Raw genomic sequence first — 23,490 nt, forward strand, 5'->3', positions numbered from 1 at the left:
ATCTCCTGGAGTTGTTCCTCCTCCCGGTGTTGTTCCTCCTCCTGGGGTTGTTCCTCCACCTGGAGTTGTCGGACTATCTGATTGATTTGTGATAATATAACCACTTGCCATAGTACCTGTATAAGTTACTCTATACGGCGTTCCATTGAATCTGATAATGCCGTTTTCTCCTACTTCTTTCACAGTATATTGGTAATAGTTTGTACTTCCAATACTACTTGCAAGTGCAAGTCTGGAGAATTCTCCTGACCAGTTGTTCACGTCATTCAATACAATTCTATCTCCTGTTGGTACTCCATCTTTATATAGCATGACATGTACCTCACTCACAGGAGCATTCATAACATTTCCTTGTTGATCTTTCCATTCTTTTTTAACTTTAACCGTTCTCATTGGTGGTACTATTGGAGTCCACGGTAATTTTTCTTTGTTCGTTACCTTAAGACCATCTCTCATTGTACCGCTATAGATTACACCATACCATTTACCGTCTAAGAATATCGATGCTCCTTGTTCTCCTACTTCCTTAACAGTATAGTTATATTCTTGACCGTTCAATGTTGCAGATACAGGTAGATTTTCAAAAGTAACAGTCCAATTGTTTCCGACATTCATCGGAAGTTTTCTACCGGTTGGAACACCATCTTTTAATAATTCTACTTCTACTTCATTCACAAGTACTGTACTTGCATTCAACATTACCCAACTCTTGGTTACGGTAATATCTGTTGTCGGTACTTCTATCGGAATCAAAGTTGAAGACCAAACTGCATAAAGTTCTACATCACTATCAATTGGTCCTGTTTGAAAAACATTACCGGCACGATACATTGTTCCTGTTCCATCCGGCTTTGTGTTCCATCCTTTGAAGTAATATCCTGCTCTTCTCATAGTACCTGAACCCAAAACAGTCACTTTGTCTGTCATAGCGTCGGTTCCATCTGCTCTTAGAGAAGGATAATATTCATTGTTATCGGTTGGTACTGCTCCCGTTACATCAGCATGATTAGCGTTGTAATTTACCTTTGCATACACAATCACATCATATTTTGATTTTACTGTATCTTCAGGTATTCCTTGATTTCCTGCTGCGAGTGTATTTTCAGATGTAACTTCTGCCACAGTTGTACCTGTCATTTTTCCATTCACTTTACCTATATTGGAAACATCTGCAATCGTATCATTGAGCGGAAGATAGGTTACTGTTGGACTTTGAGTAGGATGATCACTTGTACCTACAGCATTTGCTGCAGCTGCTCCTGATTGTTCCCCTACATGAACCTTTACCGGAGATACATTCAATGTAATGCCATGGATCAATCCGGCACCAATAGAGGCTGTTTGTTTTCCTCTTGCAAACTCCGGTAATGGTGATGTCCAATAGGTTGTTCTATCAAAATCAGAATTTTTTGGTTGCACCATATCTGCATCGCTTGATTTTAAAGTAAGCTTTGTTTCATCGTTTGGCATCACAATTTTTACTCTCTGTCCCGGCTCAGATAGATGAGTTCTTAGGACAAACTTTCCATCAGCATCTGTGACGGTACTGTCAAGCCATGAATTTGCCGGTATTAGATTACCTTCAATAGTGATATCACGTTCCGGAGAATATAGCTCCACTCTGATACCTGCCGCTCTGTTTTCGCCACTATCCAATCTTCCATTTTCGTTCTTATCCCACCAAACATCTGATGAAGTAACCATGGCATTTCCATGCACATATCTTGCAGGATGAATAAATCCTTGTGTCACTGCATCGGTTGCATCAGTTGCCTCAAACGTTCCACCAATATATGCCTCAGGCACATCCGGTTTCGGTTTTGCATCTGTTTTAAGTGGTAATTTAATATTGATCTGACTACCTCTAGGGAGTCTTCCCAAATCACATTTCACATGTGTTACTTGTGACCAGTCAGTAATATGTTCTGCTGCCACAAAGTTATTTCCTCCATCCGTGCTGTAGGTGAAATCTTGCTTACCTCCCGTACGAGTGTCTTGAGTGACACTTATTCTACCGGTCAGATACATATTCATACCTGAAGGAGGCGTTTGCTCCGTTGTGCTTTGCTGAGTGTATGACATAGATCTTCCCATTCTAGGAATTTCAATAGTCGCTTTATAATCCTTGAAGTCTTCTGAATCAGGAGATTGAATAAAGAAATCTCCACGAAGATTATTTCTTTCATCCGGATAAAATTCTTGTGTAGGGAATTTACTTCCTGCTGTTGAATACACGACATCGTCATATTTTCCCGGGAACATATTTGCACCCACTACTGCATTCTTCGCTACAACTACTTCTACGTTTCTTAAATTTATTCCGAACAGTTTTTGTTCATTTGTAGCACCAAGTGCAGTTGCAGCATTATTAGAAAGTTGGTATAAATCTCCGGCTACTTTCCCATAGCTATAATACTGCTCCTTGCTACCATCAAGCTTAGTCTCAATCGGACTTACATCATAGTATACCATTCCATACGGATAATGTTGATTTCTGCCCGGTACTGTAACACTCGTATATCTGAAACTTTTTAGTGCAATCACTACCGGATCTTCCAATACCTTGAGCCAAGACTCTACATATGATGAATAATATGAATAGTGCCAATCACCACTGGTAATGTTTCGAAATTCTCTGTTCAATGCCCGTATTCCCGCATCGGTAATAACCATCTTAATCCATACTTTACCGTCTGCATCCGTAACTTGTGTAATTTCCACTTTTCCGGACGCATTATCATATCCTAAGAACTTACATTTATCCACATCGGGAGTAAATTGATTATCTGTTACTTCCACATAAGCTGCTTCAGGGATTCCATAAGGCATTTTTCCCTTCTCAGGCACATCTGAATTCATCGCATAAGCATAAGCTCTCGAATTGAACTTAACCTTCTGCGTACTGATTCCGGATTGTGAGATGGAATTATTAGTCTCGTCACCTGCATTTGCAATGACATTATCTGCTGTCTTATTCGTTATAATATAGGGTCTTGTAAGAAGTCCGTAACGTTGTGGTTGTACGATGTTGTTCCATCCTCTACCACCAAAATTTTGACCTCTTCCCGGACTATGGATACTTCCGTGATCATTACAATTATCATTGTAATATCTACCCTCTAAATTTTGAATAAAATAGTTCGGACCATACCAGGCAACTCCTGTTTCTCTCTCAAAAGTAAGTGGATTTCCTTTAAAGTCTGTATTTCTAAGTTCATATTCAATATTAGAAAACAACACTGCTCTTCCTGTGACCGGATCTGCAAACGGTTCAATATTATAGGATCCGTCATAGGACAGAACGAGGCTTGACAAATGTTCTACATTCCTGTTAATTCCCAAATCGATTCTTGTTCCATCTACAATGTTGCCGATAGGATATACCTGCTCTGCACTCTCTACTCCGGTTGCATTGTTAGCAGTTTTATAGGTGATTTTCCATCCACTTAATGCTTTATTTGCTGTAAACTTTCCGGTCAATAGACCCGTCTTCTCAGCTTGAGTATCCAAGCCCTTTAAGTTCAGGGTCGCTACTGTCATATCAATTTTCGGATTTTTGGTCACAGGAGCGAAAGCTTTCCTTGTTCCATAGTCAAAGAACAGTGTCCATGTATCGAAGAATTTGGTGCCTGTTTCTGCCTGTGTTGGAATCAGGACGTTTTCTGTCAATCTGCTTCCTGTGCTCTCTGCACGCACCTGTGTACATGGTTTCTTTACTACAGTAGTCCAGAAGAAATCATCTTTCGCTGTTCTACTTAGTACATTGACAGGAGCCGGTACTGCCTTTGCTGCCTCATAATCAAAGTTATCGTTTAGATCTGCAGTTGCATCCGTTGATCTTGCTGAATATTTCACTTGCAATCGTCCGGTTGCATCAGGAGTTACATAAAGATCAAATTTACTTCGAGCAGATGACGTTCTTGGTGCAGAAGCATTATATCTTCCGGCATAGTACGTAGTCGTATTAAACACATCATTGTTGATATGTTCCCAATACACTTCAACCTTCGTAACTCTTCCACCTGTCCTATCAAAATTCACCTTAGGAAAATGAATTGCAGGATTTGATAAATAAACATCAGCATCGACTACTTCTGTGTGAGTATTTCCGTCTGCTGTCGTATACACAACCTTTGAAACTCTATTCAGTTCCTTATTCCATGTCTGTGCAGTTCCAATCCATGCAGTCGGTTGAATTTGTTCCGGAAATTCATAAGTTTCAACAGTTGCGCCTGTTTTATTCTTTGGAATATACTCATTCCATTCTCCACTTCCATCTTTCAAAATATAGTAGTCGTTACTCATACTGGCATAACCGACTTCTGAATAGTTAGCATCCGCAGATACTGCGTTAGCAGTATAGAAACCGCCGCCATTCTTATACAGTTGATATCCCGGACCGGCAAAGGAGTGAATGGTATAGGCATCTACCGGATTTGCTTTTAAGGTTTTTATTTTTACCCCTTGATCCGGTTTGTTGATTACAACTTCCGTTTTTCCGCTCGTTCCGTCCGGTGTCTCAAACACAAAGTCAGGAGTTGCTGCTTCATACAATGTTTCAGAACCGATATTGTCTATTCCGTCAGGAACTTGCCATATCACTGAAACCCCATTAGTAAAGGTAGCACTCCAGTTATGGTCGGTTCCGTTATTATACATAGGCTTTCTCGGTGTCAAGAGAAAGTATTTTCCCTTACCGTCACCATCATCTTGTATCGCACTGACTACAAATTGGTTTGCAAGGTCTTTATCATAAAGGCCTTGTCTAGGCTTTAATTGTTTGATAGTAAAGGTCCAACCGACACCGGCATTTTTTGGAGCATAAATCTTGATATGCTTTAATCTCATCAAAGGAGTATCCCCGTCATGAATTGTTCCTTGTTTGAAGTAGTAATAGTCACTATTACCGGTATAAGGTCCACTCGTACTAACATCGGTATCATGATAGTACCACATTGCAGAATTTGCTAACTTAGCGATACTGCTGGCTCTTAGGTGACGATCTCCTGCTACCGTTGTCTTATTATCGTTGTATTGAATCGGAGACATTCTCCACTTGTAAGAAGACGAACTTCTCGTACTGACAATTGGAGTGTTGTTCTCTCCTTCACATGCAGTTACATTTAGGCTTGTTTCCAATTTCCCGTCATCCAGCCACTTTTTACATTCTTCATCTGTCAAACTTCGTCTGTTAAAGGCGATATTAAATACCAAGTTTGAGCCTTGTCCCAAAGTCGCAAGGAAATCATCATCAATATCGTAGATGATTTTTACTACTTTTTCATAGTTTCGATTTGTAGCCGGATCTAATGGAATTGTGCTACCATTTTTATCCAATAAAGTAATTCTTGTAAATTGGGTACCTTCCGAACCCGGATTGGCAAGTTTGAATCCATAGGTTGGAATATCAACAACAATTCTCTGATCTCCATAATCAATAGTTCCTCCTCCAGGAGCTTCATAGTAAAACGGTTTGTAATTGATTGTAAACAATGTATCTGTCATCGTTGCCAAGTTATATGGACTCACAGTTGTTCCGTCCCCGTTTGATGCGTCAACAATTCTATGGTTGTCATCATATAATGTAATACTACCGTCTTCCATCGGAGTCCCCGGAGCCAATCTCATCGGAATCATCATTCCGGGTAAAAAATGCATTTCTGTAGCTAACTGTTCCCCCGGTTTTATCTTTATTTTTCCTGTAAATAGAGTAGAATCTATCTCATACTCATCTTCCAGTAAAACCGGATACTCTTCTACATTCCAATTGGCTTTCAAATACAAATTCTCACTGATTTCTGTCTTTCCGTTTGCATAATCCAAAAAGGTGATTCTTGCCGTTCCACCTCCGGATGATCTTGGTGTAACATCGACGTTTGCTACTACCTCTCCATCAGTATTTGTGATATTAAACTGTGTTTCAGTAGTTGCTTTTGAAAAATCGAATTCTTTTGGCAAATCCACTTCAACATAATTTCCGGCATGTAATGCCTCTCCATTATTTCGTACTTCCCATTTGTAATGAAGTCGAAAAACAGAATCTGTTGAATACCCCTCTGCAGGAACATTGCCATCTTCATCCGTTATTTCAAGCTCTGTCACTGTGGCTTCCAGTCGCTGGCTATCTGCACGAACAACATCGTTCGGCATAACACCTCCCAAGAACACCATAAACACCAAGAAGAACGCCAACCATTCTCGTAATGCTGTTCTCTTGATTTTAAAATGTTTCATTCAGTTACCATCTCCTTTCATACTCTTTCATGCCTAGCATGTTAACCTTAGAGCTACCTAATTTAATAATAAAACAATATATATACATTATATCTTGATTTACAGATAAAATCTATACTTAACTATCCCATAAATTTATCCATAAATCATATAGCATAAATAGCTATCATATAGTACCACAAAAATATAGGATATGCCATATATTTTTATCCAATTGAAATGGAATTGTAAGTTAAAATTCTTTTAAAAATGCAACAACATTCAGTGAATAATCTTTATTGTTTTGTATCTAATAAATAGCAAAAAAACAGGGAATTTCATTCTAAATAAGTTAGAACGAAATCCCCTGTTGGATAAACTCTAAAATTTGGTAATTTCTTAATTAAAAGTCTTAATCAAAATCTACATTGTCCACTTCATACTTCAAAATGGCTCCTGAATTTGCATCTATCTCATAGCTATATTCTTTATTAGCATCACGGAACTCAACATCATAGACTTTTCTACCGTCTTCATAATCCAATTCCATTTTTACAAAATTTACAGTTGAACCTGTTTTCTTTGCATGGTTCAATGCGATGCTCTTTGCTTTTTCAACACTGATATAGTTTGTGTTTGTGTTTTGCGTCTTACTTGGCACCTTAACAATGATATCATTTTCGATGTCTGTATCTTTTTTAAGAATTTCTCCTGTTTTTGCATCAATTTCGTAGTCATATTCCTTGTTTCCTACATAGAACTCAACATCGTATACTACTCTTCCATCTTCTGTGTCCAATTTTGCAGTTACAAATCTTGCATTAGCTGCTTTTACTTTCGCATCATTTAATGCAATATTCTTTGCTTTAACAATACCAATATTTGCTCCTTGTTGTTTCTTAGTCACTGCCTTAGGAGCAACATATTCAATATCCGTATCTTTTGACAAGATTCTTCCTGTATATGCATCTATTTCATAGTCGTATTCCTTATTGCCGGAATAAAATTCGACATCATATACTATGCTACCATCTTCTTTATCTAATTTTGCAGTTACAAATCTCGCATTAGAATATTTTACCTTCGCATCATTTAATGCAATCGTCTTTGCTTTCTGTGTTCCAATCGTACTTTTTACCGTATCTGCAAATGCAGAAAATGGAGCTGACAATGTTGTCAAACCGATAGCTCCCGAAATAAGCAACGCTGAAATTACCTTTATTTTTTTGTTTGTTTTCATAATTTTACACATCTCCTTTTGAAATAGATTTTTTTATATAAAAAGACGATTAAGGTAAAGCCGACTTTTTATATTGAACTATTTTTTGTTTTATAAAAAAATCGACTTTTGAGAATAAAAAATTTTTACTTTCTATAAAAAGTCAACTTTTGATATTCAAATTTATTGTTTTGTAAATTCACTTTGTATAAAAGCCGGTCAAAATACAGACAACTTTCAATATTTCATCAAATTAAATATTGAAGTAAAAACGTAATATTCCAAGTATTAGAATATGAACGGGATAGAAAAGGTAGTTAAACCATTTATATTGTCTTCCTCTTTTTCCATTGTATGTCAGTACCATACCAAATCCCAAAAAAGAATAGAGTTCTTTAATGATGGATAAATATCCCAAGACTGATCCCCATACCGGTTTATCATAAAAAATATAGAAGAGGTAAGCTAAAACGATAGCATGATAGTCATAATCGAGACTTAGCGCCATAGCAATAGCACTACATACTGCAACTACAACGATTGATACGATATACCAAACTACTTTGTTACCTATCTTTTCTTTCAAAAAATCTACAATCCAAACTGTTATCAGACAGAGTGCTAACGTAAACATCATATTGTTCCAATAAGGTGAATAGAATGTTTTTGATGTAAACATATCAAATGGAACTTCCGATATCACTCCAAATACAAGGAGTGTCAACAAATATTTTTTTCGATTGCTTGTCTTAAAAAATCCCTCTACGATAAAAAAGATAAAGATGGGAAATGCTATTCTTCCCAATATGGAGAATAGATTGGACAAACGTAACAACCATCCCGTTCCATTAAGCATTGGTGTAATCAGAGCATTGTTTGTATGATCGATTAACATAGATACAAATGCGATATATTTTAACTGTGCTCCGTTCAATACTTGGAACTTCTTTAATCTCTCATCTTCAAATCGTTTTTTTTCTTCCATATCATATCCTCCTATATCTTGTGATACTCTTTACCACACTGCATATTGTTCAAAACAGATATTTTGTCCATTTATTTCGAACATATTTCCAAACAATACCTTTATCTATCTCTATTGATTATTGCATTATCTTGACTTCCTAATCAAAAAGAAATAAGTTTCTCTATTCTACTTGGCTCCAAAATAATCAGAATAAAATACACTTCCCTTTCGCATGGTATTGTTAATGGTTCAACGAATTTCATAACAAGTCTTGAAAGGTATGGACATCCTATTCTATTTACACCAATTTGAAAAAAAACTGTAATCTTCTATGATATAGGATAGCAATTCAGTGTTTGAAATGCTTTACTTAAATATTATATTTGTAATCACCCCGTTCAGATATTACTTAGTCAAGTTCAAAAGCACCGGTATAGAGCTGATAGTAAGTGCCTCTTTCACTAATTAATTTATCATGACTTCCACGCTCTATAATATGACCTTGATCCAACACCATGATTACATCCGAGTTTTGAACTGTTGATAATCTGTGTGCAATAACAAATACAGTACGTCCCTCCATCAACTTATCCATTCCATTTTGTACCAAAGACTCTGTTCGGGTATCAATGGAGGATGTTGCTTCATCAAGAATCATGACCGGTGGATCGGAAACTGCAGCACGAGCAATCGAAATTAGTTGGCGTTGCCCTTGAGAAAGTCCGCTACCGTCACCTTTTAGTACCGTATCGTATCCTTGTGGTAACATACGAATAAATCCGTCTGCATTTGCAAGTTTTGCAGCTTCAACACACTGTTCATCGGTTGCATTCAGATTTCCATATCTAATATTTTCCATAACTGTTCCGGTAAAAAGGTTTACTTCTTGCAACACAATCCCTAGACTGCTTCGCAAGTCTGCCTTTTTTATCTTATTGATATTGATTCCGTCATATCTGATTTTACCATCGCCAATATCATAAAAACGATTAATCAGATTGGTAATAGTAGTCTTACCTGCACCCGTGGCACCGACAAAAGCAATTTTCTGTCCGGGTTCTGCATAAAGTGTAATGTCATGCAAGACAGTTTTGTTCGGTGTATAACCGAAGTCTACTTTGTCAAACACAATTCGGCCTTCCAACTTTGTGTAGGTCACTGTCCCGTCACGATGAGGATGTTTCCATGCCCAAAGTCCTGTATGTTCTGATACTTCCTCCAACTTACCATCTTTCTCAACTGCACTGACAAGAGTAACATAACCCTCATCTTCCTCCGGTTGTTCATCCAAAAATGAAAAAATCCGTGATGCACCGGCAAGTGCCATTAAAATAGAATTGAACTGGTTGGAAATTTGCGAAATAGGATTTATAAAATTGCGAGAAAGTGTCAAGAAGGATGCAATCATACCAAGTGTCAGTGTTTTTGTTCCTGTTAACCCAAGATTGGTCGTACCTGCAATCGCCATATAACCACCTAAGATAGCGACAATGACATACTGAACATAGCCAAACGCATTCATTAGAGGCATGATTGCATTCGCCATACCGGTAGCATTTATCGCATTTTCTAACCATTCTTTCCCTCTACGACGCATTTCACAACGAGTCTTATCTTCACGACTGAATACCTTAATCACTTTTTGCCCATTTATCATTTCTTCCACATATCCATTGAGATTCGCAAGAGCTGTTTGTTGTGCGATGGAGTATTTTCCAATCTTTCCCGCAATTTTTGACATGAGCTTCAAAATGAGGAACAATACCACACACACCACCAATGTCAACCATACACTGATATAGAGCATACAGATGAATACTGCCACAACAGTAAAGATAGAAGATACTATCTGTGCCATAGACTGTGCAATCACCTGACGAAGAGTATCTGTGTCATTGGTATAAAGGCTCATGATATCTCCATGACTGTGAGCATCAAAATAACGAACAGGAAGTCGTTGCATTTTAGTAAACATCTCATCACGAATACGCTTTAACGTTCCTTGAGCAATCGTCACCATTTGACGGTTGTAGAACAGAGTAGACAATATCCCTATAAAATAGACTGCTCCTATACTAATAAGTGCATGCATAAGTCCGGTAAAAACCGGATTGTCATCACTTAACAACGGCGATATATATGAATCTATCAACTGTTGCAGAAAAAGTGCCGAAACTGCGCTTGCAATCGAACTGAGGAGAATACAGATAATAACCAAAATCATCGTTTTGCGATATTCTTTCATATACGAAAATAATCGTTTTAATGTCTTAGAATCAAACTTTGTCGAAGATATACTATGTCCTCTCCATTTTGTTCTATCAGTCATTATCATTTCCTCCTTTCTGCTGAGAATCAAATACTTCTTTATAAATTGAACTGGTTTTCAACAGTTCATCATGCGTTCCGATAGCAGAAACTTTTCCGTCATCCATCACAACAATTTTGTCTGCGTGTTGTATGGAGCTGATACGTTGTGCAATGATGATCTTTGTTGTTTCAGGAATATAGGAGGTGAAGGCACGTTGAATCTGAGCATCTGTTTTTGTATCTACTGCAGAAGTAGAATCATCTAAGATAAGAACCTTCGGTTTTTTCAACAGTGCTCGTGCAATACAAAGTCGTTGTTTCTGCCCACCGGATACATTGACACCACCTTGTTCAATATAAGTATCATATCCGTCCGGCATAGCAGAAATAAATCCATCTGCACAAGCAAGGACACACGCTTCTTTCAACTCTTCATCAGTTGCATTTTCTTTTCCCCAACGAAGATTCTCTTTGATGGTACCGGAAAACAACTCATTCTTTTGAAGTACCATAGCAACTGCATGATGTAAAGTGTTAAGGTCATAGTTTCTAACATCTATCCCCCCAATACTCACGCTCCCTCCTGTTACATCATAAAGTCTTGGAATCAATTGTACCAACGATGTTTTCGATGAACCTGTTCCACCGATGATACCAACCGTCTCACCGGAACGAATACTTAAATTGATATGATTCAAGACCTTTTTATCCGTTTTAGAAGCATACGAAAAATCTACATTCTCATAAACAATATCACCATTCTTAACTTCTGTAATAGCATATGATGGATTTTGAATGTCTGTCTGTTCTTGCAAAATTTCTGCTATACGCTGTGCAGAGGAGCTGGAAATCGTAATAATAGCAAAAACCATGGAAAGCATCATCAAACTCACCATAATCTGCATCGCATAGGTAATCAGTGCCGTCAAATTACCTGTTGTCAAGCCAATTGCAGCATTGTTTCCACTTGCTACAATCGCCTTCGCTCCAAACCACGAAATAAAAATCATACAGGTATAAGTAGACGCCTCCATTAACGGAGAACCAAATGCAATCCATCTCTCTCCTTTTGCAAAATCTTCATATATTCGCTTGGAAATTCCCTTGAATTTTTCCGTTTCATACTCTTCCCGATTGAAAGATTTGACATTTCGGATTCCACGAACATTCTCCTGAACCACATTGTTCAACTCATCATAAGTGCGAAATACCTTGGTAAAAATTGGATGCACCTTTTGAATAATGAGTATCATAAATCCCATCAAAATTGGAATCATGACCAAAAATACCAGTGAAATTTCCTTGTTGATCTGAAATGATACCACCATAGAAAATAACATCATGGCAGGTCCTCGAACGGCCATCCTAAGCAAAATTTGATAAGAATTTTGAAGATTCGTTACATCTGTTGTCAATCGTGTGACTATAGATGCTGTAGAAAACTTATCGATGTTTGAAAATGCAAAAGTCTGCACATTGTCATACATATCTTCACGAAGGTTTTGTGCAAAGCCTACTGAAGCTTTCGCACCGAACCACGCTGCAAAAAAACCTGTCAATAGTTGTAATATGGCAAGAATCAACAACCAGGCACCAAATTTCCACACCATTCCTATACTCCCCGATTCAATCCCATAATCAATGAGATTTGCCATGGTTAACGGAATAATAATTTCAAATATTACCTCCAAAACTGAAAGTATAATGGTAAAGACTGAAACTTTCTTATATTGTCGAAGACTTTTGAGTAGAGTATAAACCAAACTACTTACCCCTTTCCATTCAAAATACATTACACATCTATTTGTAAAAAGCAAATAGAACTATCGACCTCTTCACTTCATGAAAGATTACGATACATAACTTTCAATATAGACATCAACTCCGTTATTTGTTGTTTGGAAAGTCCTTGCAACACTTTGCACTCCTGTTCATCCATCATAGCCTCCATCACTTTACTGATATTTTGTGCGTTTTCTGTCAATGCGACGATTTTGTTTCGTCTATCTGATGAATCAGTCCATGTAACCAAAAAACCTTTTTGTTCCATTCTACTTACAAGTCCAACTGCAGTTGGATGAGATACCTTAAGAAACTCTTCAATTTCTTTCTGTGTAGCTTGACTGTTATTAACACTCAAGAAACCCAACACACAACTCTGTGTCAAGGTCAAGTTATAGCTTTTCAAAGCTATATCTACATTTATTTTGATTTTATCTGTAATATTCTTCATCAGATAGCTAATATGCTGAGTGGACACAAATCGATTCTCCTTCCAAAACTGTAGTATGCTACATATTGTACTATGTAAAATCGTGTAGAGTCAACAAACGTAACCATATCTTCATATAATCTTCATTTCTTCTATTCTTATGCTATACTTTTTCCACAGAAAAACTGTTTCTGATTACTTTGATTCTAGGTTGTGTACATTTTATCAATGACAGCTTGTTGTTTTTTATTCATATTCCTATCTCTTCAAATCGTACAGAAAAGTAATCCGTTAGAAAATAAAAAATATAATAATACCTCATTTGGAAAATCACAACAAGTACCTACGGATGATTACTGTCCATTCCTCTTTTTTAGAATATTCATCTGTTTCACTTACTCTGCCTTGAAAATTTTAGTGAGAATTCGCTTTTGATACCTCCATCAATCTATTCCTGTTACTTCAATTTCTACTATATGAATTAACATTTTTTCATGTTGTAGTCACTATCCTATCATCAAAATTCAATAAAAAATACGTTTTAGCATGAAATACAGTACGCATCGATAACATAAGAAAACATAAAAATCCCCATTTAACAATAGACATATCTTATCTTACAAAGATGAATACCCACTGTTGCATGAGGATTTGTCCAATCACATGATTAAAATTGATGTCTGACACAGTCTGCCATAAAGCATATATACTCAGGATATAAAGACAGTTGTAATTGAGGTTTGGAAATATCTTCCTTAATTCGAGATATCATTTCTTCAAATTTTCTTTTATCATTTTTCCATTCTGCAATCGTTTCTTTCTTTTCTTCTTCACTATCATAATAATCATCAGATATCGCTTCTGCTATCATTTTTTCAAAGTATGTTCTGTTCTTTTCTTCCAGCTCAACAAACTTCTTTTTCTCATTCTTTTGCCATAAAACATAATAATATTGTTCCCAATCTGCTGTATAATAATCTGAAATCACTTTATCAAAAAAAGATAAATACTTATCGTATTCTTCAAGTACATAATAAACATTAAAAATCTCATAATCAGCAATGTCATCAGTATTTAAGGAATAATTGTCGTCTCGACCATCCTTTACCTGTTGCAAGTAATAGATCGCTTTTTCTTTGTTTCCAAGATAAGTCTCGCAATAGGCAAGACACAACATCAGTCGTATTCGGTTTGGAAATTTTCTAAGCAAGTCCAAAAATATTTTTTTTGCATTTTCATATTTCTTAAGTTCATATAAAGAGACTGCATAATTGAAAGAAAATTCATAGCGTTCATCCATATCTCTTGCTATTTCAAAGTATTTTTTGCTCAACGATATGTTTTTTTCATCTCTACAAATCTCATACTCAGCAAAGTAGTATAGTCCAAGACCGTTATATGTTTCAACAAACGATGATTTTAGTTCTTCGGCTCTTATCAAATACTCTAATGTAGATATGGAATAATCGTTACAGAAAGCAAGATTGGTATAAATTCTTGCTTTCTCTCTATCATCTAAAGTATCTGAAAATCTATTTAGGAAGCTCTCCAAGAATTCGATATAGTTACTGTCACCACATCTAAGTTCCAATTGAACAGAAGCAAGTGTGCATATCACATCGACATCCGAAGGATATTCTTCCTGTCTTCCCAAAAGATAGTTTTTCATTTTTTCAAGATATTTTTTTGATTTCTCAAAATCTCTCAAAAATGGAGTGTTGTATTTATTTTCATATTCTGTTTTCAAGCAATACCAATAATTTTTGATTTCATCTAACATGTTCCTTACTATCCTTTCTACAGCATAGATATATTACATTGTCTACTCTTTCAGTGATCACTTTGACACTAAAAGTAATATTCGATAAGTCAATACAAACAACTTACAATCACTACTATTCTTAAAAAATCACGGAAATTTGTCACAAAATCTTATCAATGTACCTTTCAAGCCAAGGAATGAAATGTTTAGTTCCCCTGTAAACCGCAATTGTCAACGAATAAATTTACTCGCTAACTTGTACACTTGACTGATTTCCTTCTTTTCTAAGTCCCATTCATTGAGTTCCACTCTGATTAGCTCAGGAAATTTTTTGCTAATATCCCTTAAAGCATTTCCCACCGACTTCCTGACATATTCACTCGTATCATCTTTTAATCCTGCTATTCGTTTGATTGCTTCCTGCGGATAATCTTTAAAATATGCTCTGTTCGTCCATATTCTTAATCCCTCTATCACGGCTCTCCTCGTGTTGGGATTGCTGTTACTTAACCATGTATCAATGATTGGAAGTGATTTTTCATACCCTGTTTTTTTACAAAATTCATCAAATGCTTTCGCCAAAACCTCCTGAACTCTCCAATTAGCATCTTTCGAAACTTTATCTCGCATAAATGTTAAAATATCCTCTTCTTCCGATAGGTATCCAAAAAGAAAGACTCCATACATTCTAACTTGATAAGCGTCAGATTGGAACGCTAACAATGCCAACTTCTTAATGAATTCATCATCATTTGATTTATAATCGGCTAAGGCTCTTTTTTCCTCTTCTTTGAATCCATGTTCTATCAAAGAAAATTCTTTTTCCAAACTCACAATATATTCTTTCAACCAAAATCTCCTCACTCAAAAATTTGAATTTATATTCCATTTTCCAAAATTTCAGCTATCTTTTCAAATGTTTTTCCATTTCTAATTGTAATTTGCTTATAAAAATCTTGTTTCATTAATTTTTTATGGTAGGTGGTTTTTAGATATTCCGACTCATCGTATTTTCCCCAAAATATCGCATGTTTTCCGATATGAATCCTTTCATTATGGAATGTAGATTTATCTATAAAATCAAAAACAATAGATGAATTCAAGTTGTATGAGAAAAATAAAACATCTCTTCTTGCCAACTCTTTGTGCCACCAATCCGGCAATTTGGATATTTCTTCCAAATACTCTTCTTTAGTTATGAATGCAAAAGGGATAGAAAAGTCATAGTTCTTTTCTAATAGATGTCTTATCTTCAAAACACAACTTTTCCTATCTTGAAGACTACTGAAAAAAAGATTCCCACTGTTACTATAGGAAGTCACATCTTCAAAACTCTCATTTAACAACAGATGTTTGAAATCACTCATCGATACCTTGTTCCTACCACCCACATTAATCCCACGCAATAACAGTATATATCTCAATCGATTGACCTCCCAAAATTTCAATTTATATTTTCTCAGCAACCTCAAAACTTCGTATGAGATTGGAAGTATCTTTCCATTTCACTCTCGAAGTTTTTTCGCTTTGAGTGATTTGATCGTAAATATCTTCCAATGTCGAAGCAGGAGATAGCATACCTAAAACATAATCTTCCAATTCCACTTTTCCGATTTTTTCAAACTTATTCAATATCAGCCCCAAATCTTTGTGATTAAACCAACAATCTGTTTTCAAACAATAAGATGTATTTTGCATCGTACAAGCAATCTTACTATTCAAAAAATCTTCCATACTTGGTTTTTCTTTTTGTAATAAACGGGTACAAGCCAAATTATATTCTAACTTTCTCGGTCTTTCGTCTACTGAAGAAACAAAACAAACACCATACTCATCATCAAATTTTACTGCAAGAACATCACCTGTATGAAAGTATGGTTTTTGTGTAACTTTTGACTTGGATATTTTAAGTGGCTTTATATTTTCAGTTTCTAATTGGATTGCTAATTTATCTAATATTTTTTGTCTTTTTTTCAAAGCTTTGTCATCAATTTCAAGCCAAAATTCATTTGCTCCGTTTTTGATTATTTCCAATGCTTTCTTTTTGATATTGTTAGGCAAGTGTCCTATTTTCCATAAAGAATAAGCAAGTGCAGTCCAATATATTTCTGAATAAAACTCATCTATGCAATAATCTTTTTCCTCCGACAACATTGTATCTATTATGTTGTCGACACTTACGCCATCCTTATAGCTTTCGGTAACATAACGATAAATGTCATGAGCGGTATCACTATCTATCATTTTTACACCATCTATTGCCATAACCATTTTCACCTCACAACTTTTCTATCTATTCAACACATAACATTTGTATCTCGCACTGAAATTTACTATTTTTCTGACACCTGTTTTATTGAAATACACTATATATTCATTTACCTTTCCACTCTTTGTCATCATGTTGCTAACAGAGTTTATCACTTAAAATAACAATTTCATTATATTCCATTCTTTTTATAATATCAAACCACCTCATATCCATTTACTCAAACTGCTTTTTCCACAAGGTAAATTTGATAGAAAAAAGACTTATCTGAAGCTATCCATATATTTTTAAAAATAGCTTTAGGTAAGTCCTTGATTTTAATCTTTCATTATGAATGATTTAGGCATTCAATTATCTCCTAAAATAGTACAACGAAAAGTTATGAATGAAACTATTCTACGACAATTTCATTCATCTGCATAACCTTATCCGTAACAATATCGAAAGAGATGTATCTGTATTCCGAACGGCTTCCTTCTCAAACTCATATGTCACAGTGCATTCTTAGGACAAATTTTTACGCATTCCATGCAAAGGATACATTCTGTTCCATATTGTCGGTTTCTTGAATTATCTGTTACATCAACATCCATTGGACAAACCTTTTTACACTTTCCACAAGATATGCATTTCTCAGCATTACATTTGATACGCACTAGAGAAAAATAGCTTGCAGGTTTCAAAAAAACAGTAATCGGACAGATATATTTGCAAAAAGCTCGGTTGTCTTTCAAAGCATAGGCAAGAGAAATTCCAATGATATAATAAAGAATGTTTCCAATCAAAAAACACCAAAACATAATGCGTTCAAGATTGTTCACCTGAAAGAAAAATAACGAGGCTACAAAAGTCAACGATGCAACAAACATAACATATCGTATTCTGTCCAATTCCTTTTTTCGTGAACTTTGAGGAACCTTAAATGGAAGAAAATCCAGCACCATAGCTGTCCAACAAGCATATCCACACCATCCTCTTCCAAAAATCAATGGACCGAATATCTTTGCAACTGCATAATGTATTGTTGCCGCTTCAAATACCCCTGTAAACAAATAGTACCAAAAACCCTCTATCTGCATATTCTCGTTACAAATCAACCCGAGATAAATAAGCATATACAGACCCACTAACAATTGAACCATCCGTCTGGCATGTTGATATTCTATCTGAAAAAGTAACAATCCTATTGATATTGCAGTGCCGATATAGGAAAAATTAAACAAATAGAACAGATTGTCCTTTGTCAACCAAAGAATGATTGCAATCGTTTCAAATATCATCCAAACTCCTAATGTGATATACCATTTTTTATTGTTCATATTCAACTAGTCTTCCCTCCAAAAAAATTCCTATGTTTCTTTTTTATTGATGTTATACTTACTTGTACAGTTCTTTTCTCATTTCCTCTACCACCATAGCTAATTCAACAATATCATCTCCTATCATCTCATATAAATCATAAGATTTGGGATTTTGAGTAAAATGCATAAGAGCATGATTCATGGAAGAATGTTCCTCCTCTGTTGCAGTAACTCGTATCTGTCGGGATGAAATATCTTCATTATCAGACAAATCAAGAAGATTCACACTCCCACTGATGTGACACTCCAGAAGAATTGCAGCAAGATCGATAATCACATCAATCGCAAAATGAAAGTCCATATCTAGACCGATAGAGTGCCTAAATTCTAAAGGATTTGCAGTCTGACGAAAGTCCCAATTCTGTTTATCCAATCCACTTTTGATAAAAATTTCGGTAAGAGTAATTTCCTCTTTCCTACAATCTTCCAAAAACGCTACAAGGTTTAAGCTATCATCGGAACCACCGATGAAATCACTCCAATATTTTTCAATATACACAAGTCATCTCTCCTATCCATTCTAACTCATCTATCTCTTGTTATGAATATACTTTCCACTTTCATTCTTTTTTCTGTCAATTTCTCATCATGTCTGAAATCAACAAAAATAACTCGGTTTTGGTGGAAACAGGTATTTGGTCTTTATACCTCATAACCAATGTATTCCGGTATGTTCCCTTCTTCTTGATATCGCAAGAACAAATAACATAAAATGTGTAATACCATCACATCAAGCTGTTTTTCGTCATCAGTTGCCTCCCAACAATTGGAACAGTTTTCAATGATAATCAAACCTTCATCTATAGCTTTCAAATAATTCACATCAACCGGAATTTTCTTAGTGATAAGTTTCTTTTTACTATTTGGAAACCTTTTGATTTTTTCATGTATTTCCGGTTTCAAAAAACAAGTTTTTTGAATACTTACCATCCCGTCACAAACTTGCTCGGCATTTCTATATTTTTCTTCATTCCAATTGTACAAACCATATTCATAAATAACAGTCTTATCATCTTGCAAGATTAGTTTTGCCTTTGCTCCTACTCCTTTACTCACACCATACTTCTTTCAAGCAAATCGAAATGAGATTCTGCAATTTGATTCAACTGACCGGCTATATCAACAAATGGCAGATTCAAATCCAATGTCCTTACTGTTATCTGATTCCCATGCATTTGATACACGTGATCCGGTTGAATTTCTTCTTCTGTTTTCGCATAAAGAAGCATTCCGGAAACAGTATGTTCCTCTTCTCCAAACTCATAATCACGATTCTTCACATAGGCAAAAATCTGATACATGTTATTTGAATGAAGGATATGCTTGTCATATTGAGTCTGTGTTGTATGGCTATAATATTTCGCATCGATAATCAGAACAGTATTACCCTTCTGAAGATGAATGTCACTCTGCATCATTGGAAGCATTGTTCTTACTCCGTCATCTACCGACCATGGAATCTGCGATGCACTTACCTTGAGTTCAGGATAATGACGATTGTAGTATTCCAAGATAAACTTCTCGTACAACCTGCACATATGCTGTTCATCCAGAAAGGATGCTAATCGATACTCTCCTGTATCCGTAGTCATCAGCATTCCTTCAAGTATTAACTGACAGATACTGATCAGCATTCTGTAAGTTTGATTATTTCTTTGAAATCTAATCGAAGACCATCTTATAGAAGTTGGTTCCAAAAATTCAATGTTAGAAAAAAATAACATTTTCTTTTTCAGGTCATCTTTGTACTTAGATTTTACTGTATCATTTCTTAATAATAAAGACACCGTAGTTTTTATAATCTGATTGAACAAATTGTTTTCAGACAAATCATCGAAATCGCAAGTCAAAACACGCTTGTGTACTAATTGGTTCTTTATCGTCCCGGACATATTTATCTTTCCACGTAACACAGAAAGTTCTTCCTGTCGATTTATATATTCACGATATAGTCCTTGTTTGAGTTGAAGTCCGATTCCTTTTGCAAGAATCGCTGCCAAAAGGTCGTACATTTCATCGAATGATTCGATTGCGACATCATCATAAATACTTTGACTTAGATTCTGAAAAGCATAAGACAACATATGGTAGATATTGTTGATTAAGATGCTCTTATCATTTGTCATTGAAACACACCACGCAACCTATTTTCCCAATGTTGGAGTTTAACTGTCTCATCAAACCAATATTCACTTAGCATTGGTAAAATATCAAAATCTACAACATCCTTCAACCATTCCTCTGAACAATCATCCATATTACAGAAATAACTGTGACCAATACAAAATCCCTTTCCAAGTGACTTATCATTCATAATTTCCCGGTTAAGTTCCTTCACTCGTTCCACCAAACTATTGAATATCTCGTTTGAAAATCCGTTTTGATAACGGATGAAACCTTCCGAATCAAAACCCGGTTCTATATCAAAAAAACTAAAACGACGTCTTAATGCATAATCAATCATAGCCAAACTTCTATCAGCAGTATTCATCATACCGATGATGTGCAAATTCTTTGGAACAGAAAAACTCAATCCGTTATACGCAAGAGTAACCTTCTTCCCACGATAATCCGACTCTATCAACATGAGCAATTCACCAAAAATTTTACTTATATTTCCACGATTGATTTCATCGATAATAAAGAAATAGTCTTTATCAGGATAGTTTTCAGCTGTCTCACAAAACCTATAAAAAATGCCATATTTAAGTTCAAACCCGTCGTCTACAGGTTTGTATCCCATCATGAAATCTTCATAAGAGTAATTCTGATGAAATTGAATATATTCGATACGTGAATCATCTACTTCACCCATAATAGAGTAGGCTAACCTCTTAGCAGCAAATGTCTTTCCCACTCCCGGAGCTCCTTGAAGAATAATATTCTTCTTCTTTTTCAGAACAGCTGCAAGTCTGTCATACTTTGCTTCTGTCATATACACTTCTTTCAAGAAATCATCTTTTTTATATCTTTCATTCCCACCGACAGATAGTAATGAATTTTGATAAAGATTTACTTTTGACAAATCAATTCGTCTCAATGACTCTGAAAGTTCCGTTCTCAATTTCCAAACCATTAAACCTTCTTCATCTTTCTTTGCAAGACTTCCAACATACAAAACAGGCCACCACTTATTCTTCTCATCCTCAACCTGCATTACAGGACATCCTGTCTTTTGAACTATTCTTTTGGAAAGGTCAGTCGAAGTAGAAGAATAGAAGTCCTCACTCTCACCGTATTTCATTGCTAACTCCTCGCAAGTTGCCTTTCCTCCATAATCAAGCATCCGTTTCATAATCTCTAAGCTACTGACTGTAAACACTTCATTATCGTTAAGTAATCCTTTCCAGTCTTCCACCGTCAATTCCGGCGAATAATCCGTCGGCCACCATTCATCCGTTGACAGTGCATCAACATCTTTCTTTAGGTATGTCCTAATGAAAAAGCCAACGTCCATTGTCAGCGTCCTAAGCTCAGTGTCCGGATAATGGGTTTCTGTTATCTGAGAAGCAAGCATATTTTTTAATTCTTTATCCTGTTGCAACTCAGCACAGATTTCATTGTAAAAAGCTAAAAAATTACGAATATTGTTTGTATAATCACCTGTTTTAAAAATATAGTCACTATGCAACTCATCGGATACTGCTTTCACTTCCCTGAATTTGTATACATAATACTTGTCCGGATATCTTAACCAAAGATAAGTGCAGATTGGATTTTCTTTCTGATAATGATGCTTTGCACCGGAACCATACCTTTCGAGAAGAACGCCGGACTTCTGCTTGAAGGTATCGATACGCTCATATACATCCATACTCTCATCGAAGAGTATGAGAAACATCGACCTTACTTCTTTCGGAACAATTTCTGCAAACTTAATTATCATTTGTGCCGGAAAATTATCCGGTGATGCCAGTAGAGAGTCGGTCTTCGATAGAGACTTTTTCAGCATCCCTGAAAAATCATCAGCATTCACATCCCAATTATCTTGAAAACACTTTACTGCCTCCCATTTAAAATTTTCATCAGGCCATTGCTTTTGAACAAATCGTTTCTTATATTCAACCAGTATTTCCTTTAATCGAATTTTATCAAACATCGTTATGTTCTCCTCGTATCACAAAAACTTTTTTTATCCAATTCTCCAATGCTAAACTTCCTCAATCCCAATTTCCTTTAAATAATGGTAGATACCATCATAAAAACTTACTTGCATAGTTTCATCACTGTCATTTCCAGTTGGTACAAAAATAACAACCCCTTGTCGAGCACGTGTTAAAAGAACTCTGTACGCATTTTTCAAATATAGAATATTATCTTGATTGTTTACATTTTGCCACTTCGTTCCCTTAAATTCAAAATACTCAAAACGATCATTGCGAAACCTTAAATTCGCATCCCAACAAACGATAGTCCAATCAAGTTCTAAACCTTGTATATCAAATTCGGTTGCAGTTTCTTCCAAGAAGTTAGACGATCTAACATCTTCTATTCCATTCAGAAACCAATTTGGAGCATCCACTTTATTTTGTACCCACACCCCATATTTACGAAGTCGTTTTGCGCCTGAACTTGCAGTAATTCCATAACATTGAGATCCCTTAGCTTTGCCTTTTACCCATTTTTTTGCTATCTCCAAATCTCTAGTTATACAAATCGGATAATCTTTTTTAAATTTATTATACAGCGTCTTTGCAGTAGATTTATCTACATCTAAAACTGCTTTAACAAATGCTGCAACATTCTCACTTCTAAAAGAACGCAATGAAACAGATAAATGTAAGTCATCAATACGCTTATATTTAATTCCTCTCAATAAATAGTTTATATCATATCCTTTACAATACTCACTATCACTAATTTTATTTGAGATATACACATCCCACTCAGAATAATTCTTTCTTAAAGCCTCAAACCAGCCAAACATACCTCCGGATTCTCCTTTATTTATCTCTTGACCTCCACCAATTAAACATATGATAGTAGCCCAACCTTTATGTCGATTTAATATGCTTATCAAAAATTCAGGTTCTGACATATTAAAAGTGGGAACATATCCACTAAACTATTTAACGATAGCATAATGTTATCGTTAAAAGGTATTAGCTCGACAAACCGAGAATTGTAAGCATCAAGGTCTATAAAAATAAGGTCCACATTCTTCCTCATGTGTCTTC

Annotated in this window: 16 protein-coding genes; all 16 read right to left on the reverse strand. The window is 35.6% G+C overall.

Annotated features, from left to right (window positions below; genetic code table 11):
* A partial coding sequence (locus tag ACO5GE_RS05080; protein ID WP_484829846.1) for a Cna B-type domain-containing protein occupies positions 1 to 6,234 on the reverse strand: 6,234 nt, incomplete at its 3' end.
* Between the two features lie 391 nt (positions 6,235 to 6,625).
* Complete coding sequence (locus ACO5GE_RS05085; protein ID WP_484829847.1) at positions 6,626 to 7,453, reverse strand: PepSY domain-containing protein; 828 nt, start codon at positions 7,451 to 7,453, stop codon at positions 6,626 to 6,628.
* Between the two features lie 232 nt (positions 7,454 to 7,685).
* Positions 7,686 to 8,417: a TraX family protein gene (locus ACO5GE_RS05090; protein WP_484829848.1), complete on the reverse strand. Its 732-nt coding sequence runs from the start codon at positions 8,415 to 8,417 to the stop codon at positions 7,686 to 7,688.
* Between the two features lie 391 nt (positions 8,418 to 8,808).
* Positions 8,809 to 10,728, reverse strand: coding sequence for an ABC transporter ATP-binding protein (locus tag ACO5GE_RS05095; RefSeq protein WP_484829849.1), 1,920 nt, complete (start codon positions 10,726 to 10,728; stop codon positions 8,809 to 8,811).
* On the reverse strand, positions 10,721 to 12,502 hold the full coding sequence (locus ACO5GE_RS05100; protein WP_484829850.1) for an ABC transporter ATP-binding protein: 1,782 nt from the start codon (positions 12,500 to 12,502) through the stop codon (positions 10,721 to 10,723). The genes ACO5GE_RS05095 and ACO5GE_RS05100 overlap by 8 nt, the downstream gene beginning before the upstream one ends.
* 47 nt (positions 12,503 to 12,549) lie before the next feature.
* The gene (locus ACO5GE_RS05105; protein ID WP_484829851.1) at positions 12,550 to 12,969 is read right to left on the reverse strand and encodes a MarR family winged helix-turn-helix transcriptional regulator; all 420 of its coding nucleotides are present in this window, start codon (positions 12,967 to 12,969) and stop codon (positions 12,550 to 12,552) included.
* 619 nt (positions 12,970 to 13,588) lie between these two features.
* Positions 13,589 to 14,701, reverse strand: a complete 1,113-nt coding sequence (locus ACO5GE_RS05110; protein ID WP_484829852.1) for a tetratricopeptide repeat protein — start codon at positions 14,699 to 14,701, stop codon at positions 13,589 to 13,591.
* Between the two features lie 213 nt (positions 14,702 to 14,914).
* The gene (locus tag ACO5GE_RS05115; RefSeq protein ID WP_484829853.1) at positions 14,915 to 15,532 is read right to left on the reverse strand and encodes a DNA alkylation repair protein; all 618 of its coding nucleotides are present in this window, start codon (positions 15,530 to 15,532) and stop codon (positions 14,915 to 14,917) included.
* A gap of 29 nt (positions 15,533 to 15,561) precedes the next feature.
* The gene (locus ACO5GE_RS05120; protein WP_484829854.1) at positions 15,562 to 16,107 is read right to left on the reverse strand and encodes a DUF1697 domain-containing protein; all 546 of its coding nucleotides are present in this window, start codon (positions 16,105 to 16,107) and stop codon (positions 15,562 to 15,564) included.
* A gap of 25 nt (positions 16,108 to 16,132) precedes the next feature.
* Entirely contained in the window at positions 16,133 to 16,948 is an 816-nt protein-coding gene (locus tag ACO5GE_RS05125; protein ID WP_484829855.1) for a hypothetical protein, read from the reverse strand.
* 495 nt (positions 16,949 to 17,443) lie between these two features.
* Positions 17,444 to 18,271 carry a 4Fe-4S binding protein gene (locus ACO5GE_RS05130; RefSeq protein WP_484829861.1) on the reverse strand — a complete coding sequence of 276 codons (828 nt, stop codon included), beginning with the start codon at positions 18,269 to 18,271 and terminating at the stop codon, positions 17,444 to 17,446.
* 58 nt (positions 18,272 to 18,329) lie between these two features.
* Positions 18,330 to 18,812 (reverse strand): imm68 putative immunity domain-containing protein, encoded by a 483-nt coding sequence (locus tag ACO5GE_RS05135; protein ID WP_484829856.1) that lies wholly within the window; start codon positions 18,810 to 18,812, stop codon positions 18,330 to 18,332.
* A gap of 143 nt (positions 18,813 to 18,955) precedes the next feature.
* The gene (locus tag ACO5GE_RS05140) at positions 18,956 to 19,369 is read right to left on the reverse strand and encodes a hypothetical protein (RefSeq protein ID WP_484829857.1); all 414 of its coding nucleotides are present in this window, start codon (positions 19,367 to 19,369) and stop codon (positions 18,956 to 18,958) included.
* Entirely contained in the window at positions 19,366 to 20,439 is a 1,074-nt protein-coding gene (gene mcrC / locus ACO5GE_RS05145) for a 5-methylcytosine-specific restriction endonuclease system specificity protein McrC (protein ID WP_484829858.1), read from the reverse strand. The genes ACO5GE_RS05140 and mcrC overlap by 4 nt, the downstream gene beginning before the upstream one ends.
* Positions 20,436 to 22,412 (reverse strand): AAA family ATPase, encoded by a 1,977-nt coding sequence (locus tag ACO5GE_RS05150; protein WP_484829859.1) that lies wholly within the window; start codon positions 22,410 to 22,412, stop codon positions 20,436 to 20,438. The genes mcrC and ACO5GE_RS05150 overlap by 4 nt, the downstream gene beginning before the upstream one ends.
* Positions 22,413 to 22,463: 51 nt before the next feature.
* Positions 22,464 to 23,351 carry a DNA/RNA helicase domain-containing protein gene (locus ACO5GE_RS05155; protein ID WP_484829860.1) on the reverse strand — a complete coding sequence of 296 codons (888 nt, stop codon included), beginning with the start codon at positions 23,349 to 23,351 and terminating at the stop codon, positions 22,464 to 22,466.
* Positions 23,352 to 23,490: the final 139 nt, after the last annotated feature.

The organism is Filifactor sp., assembly GCF_057248345.1.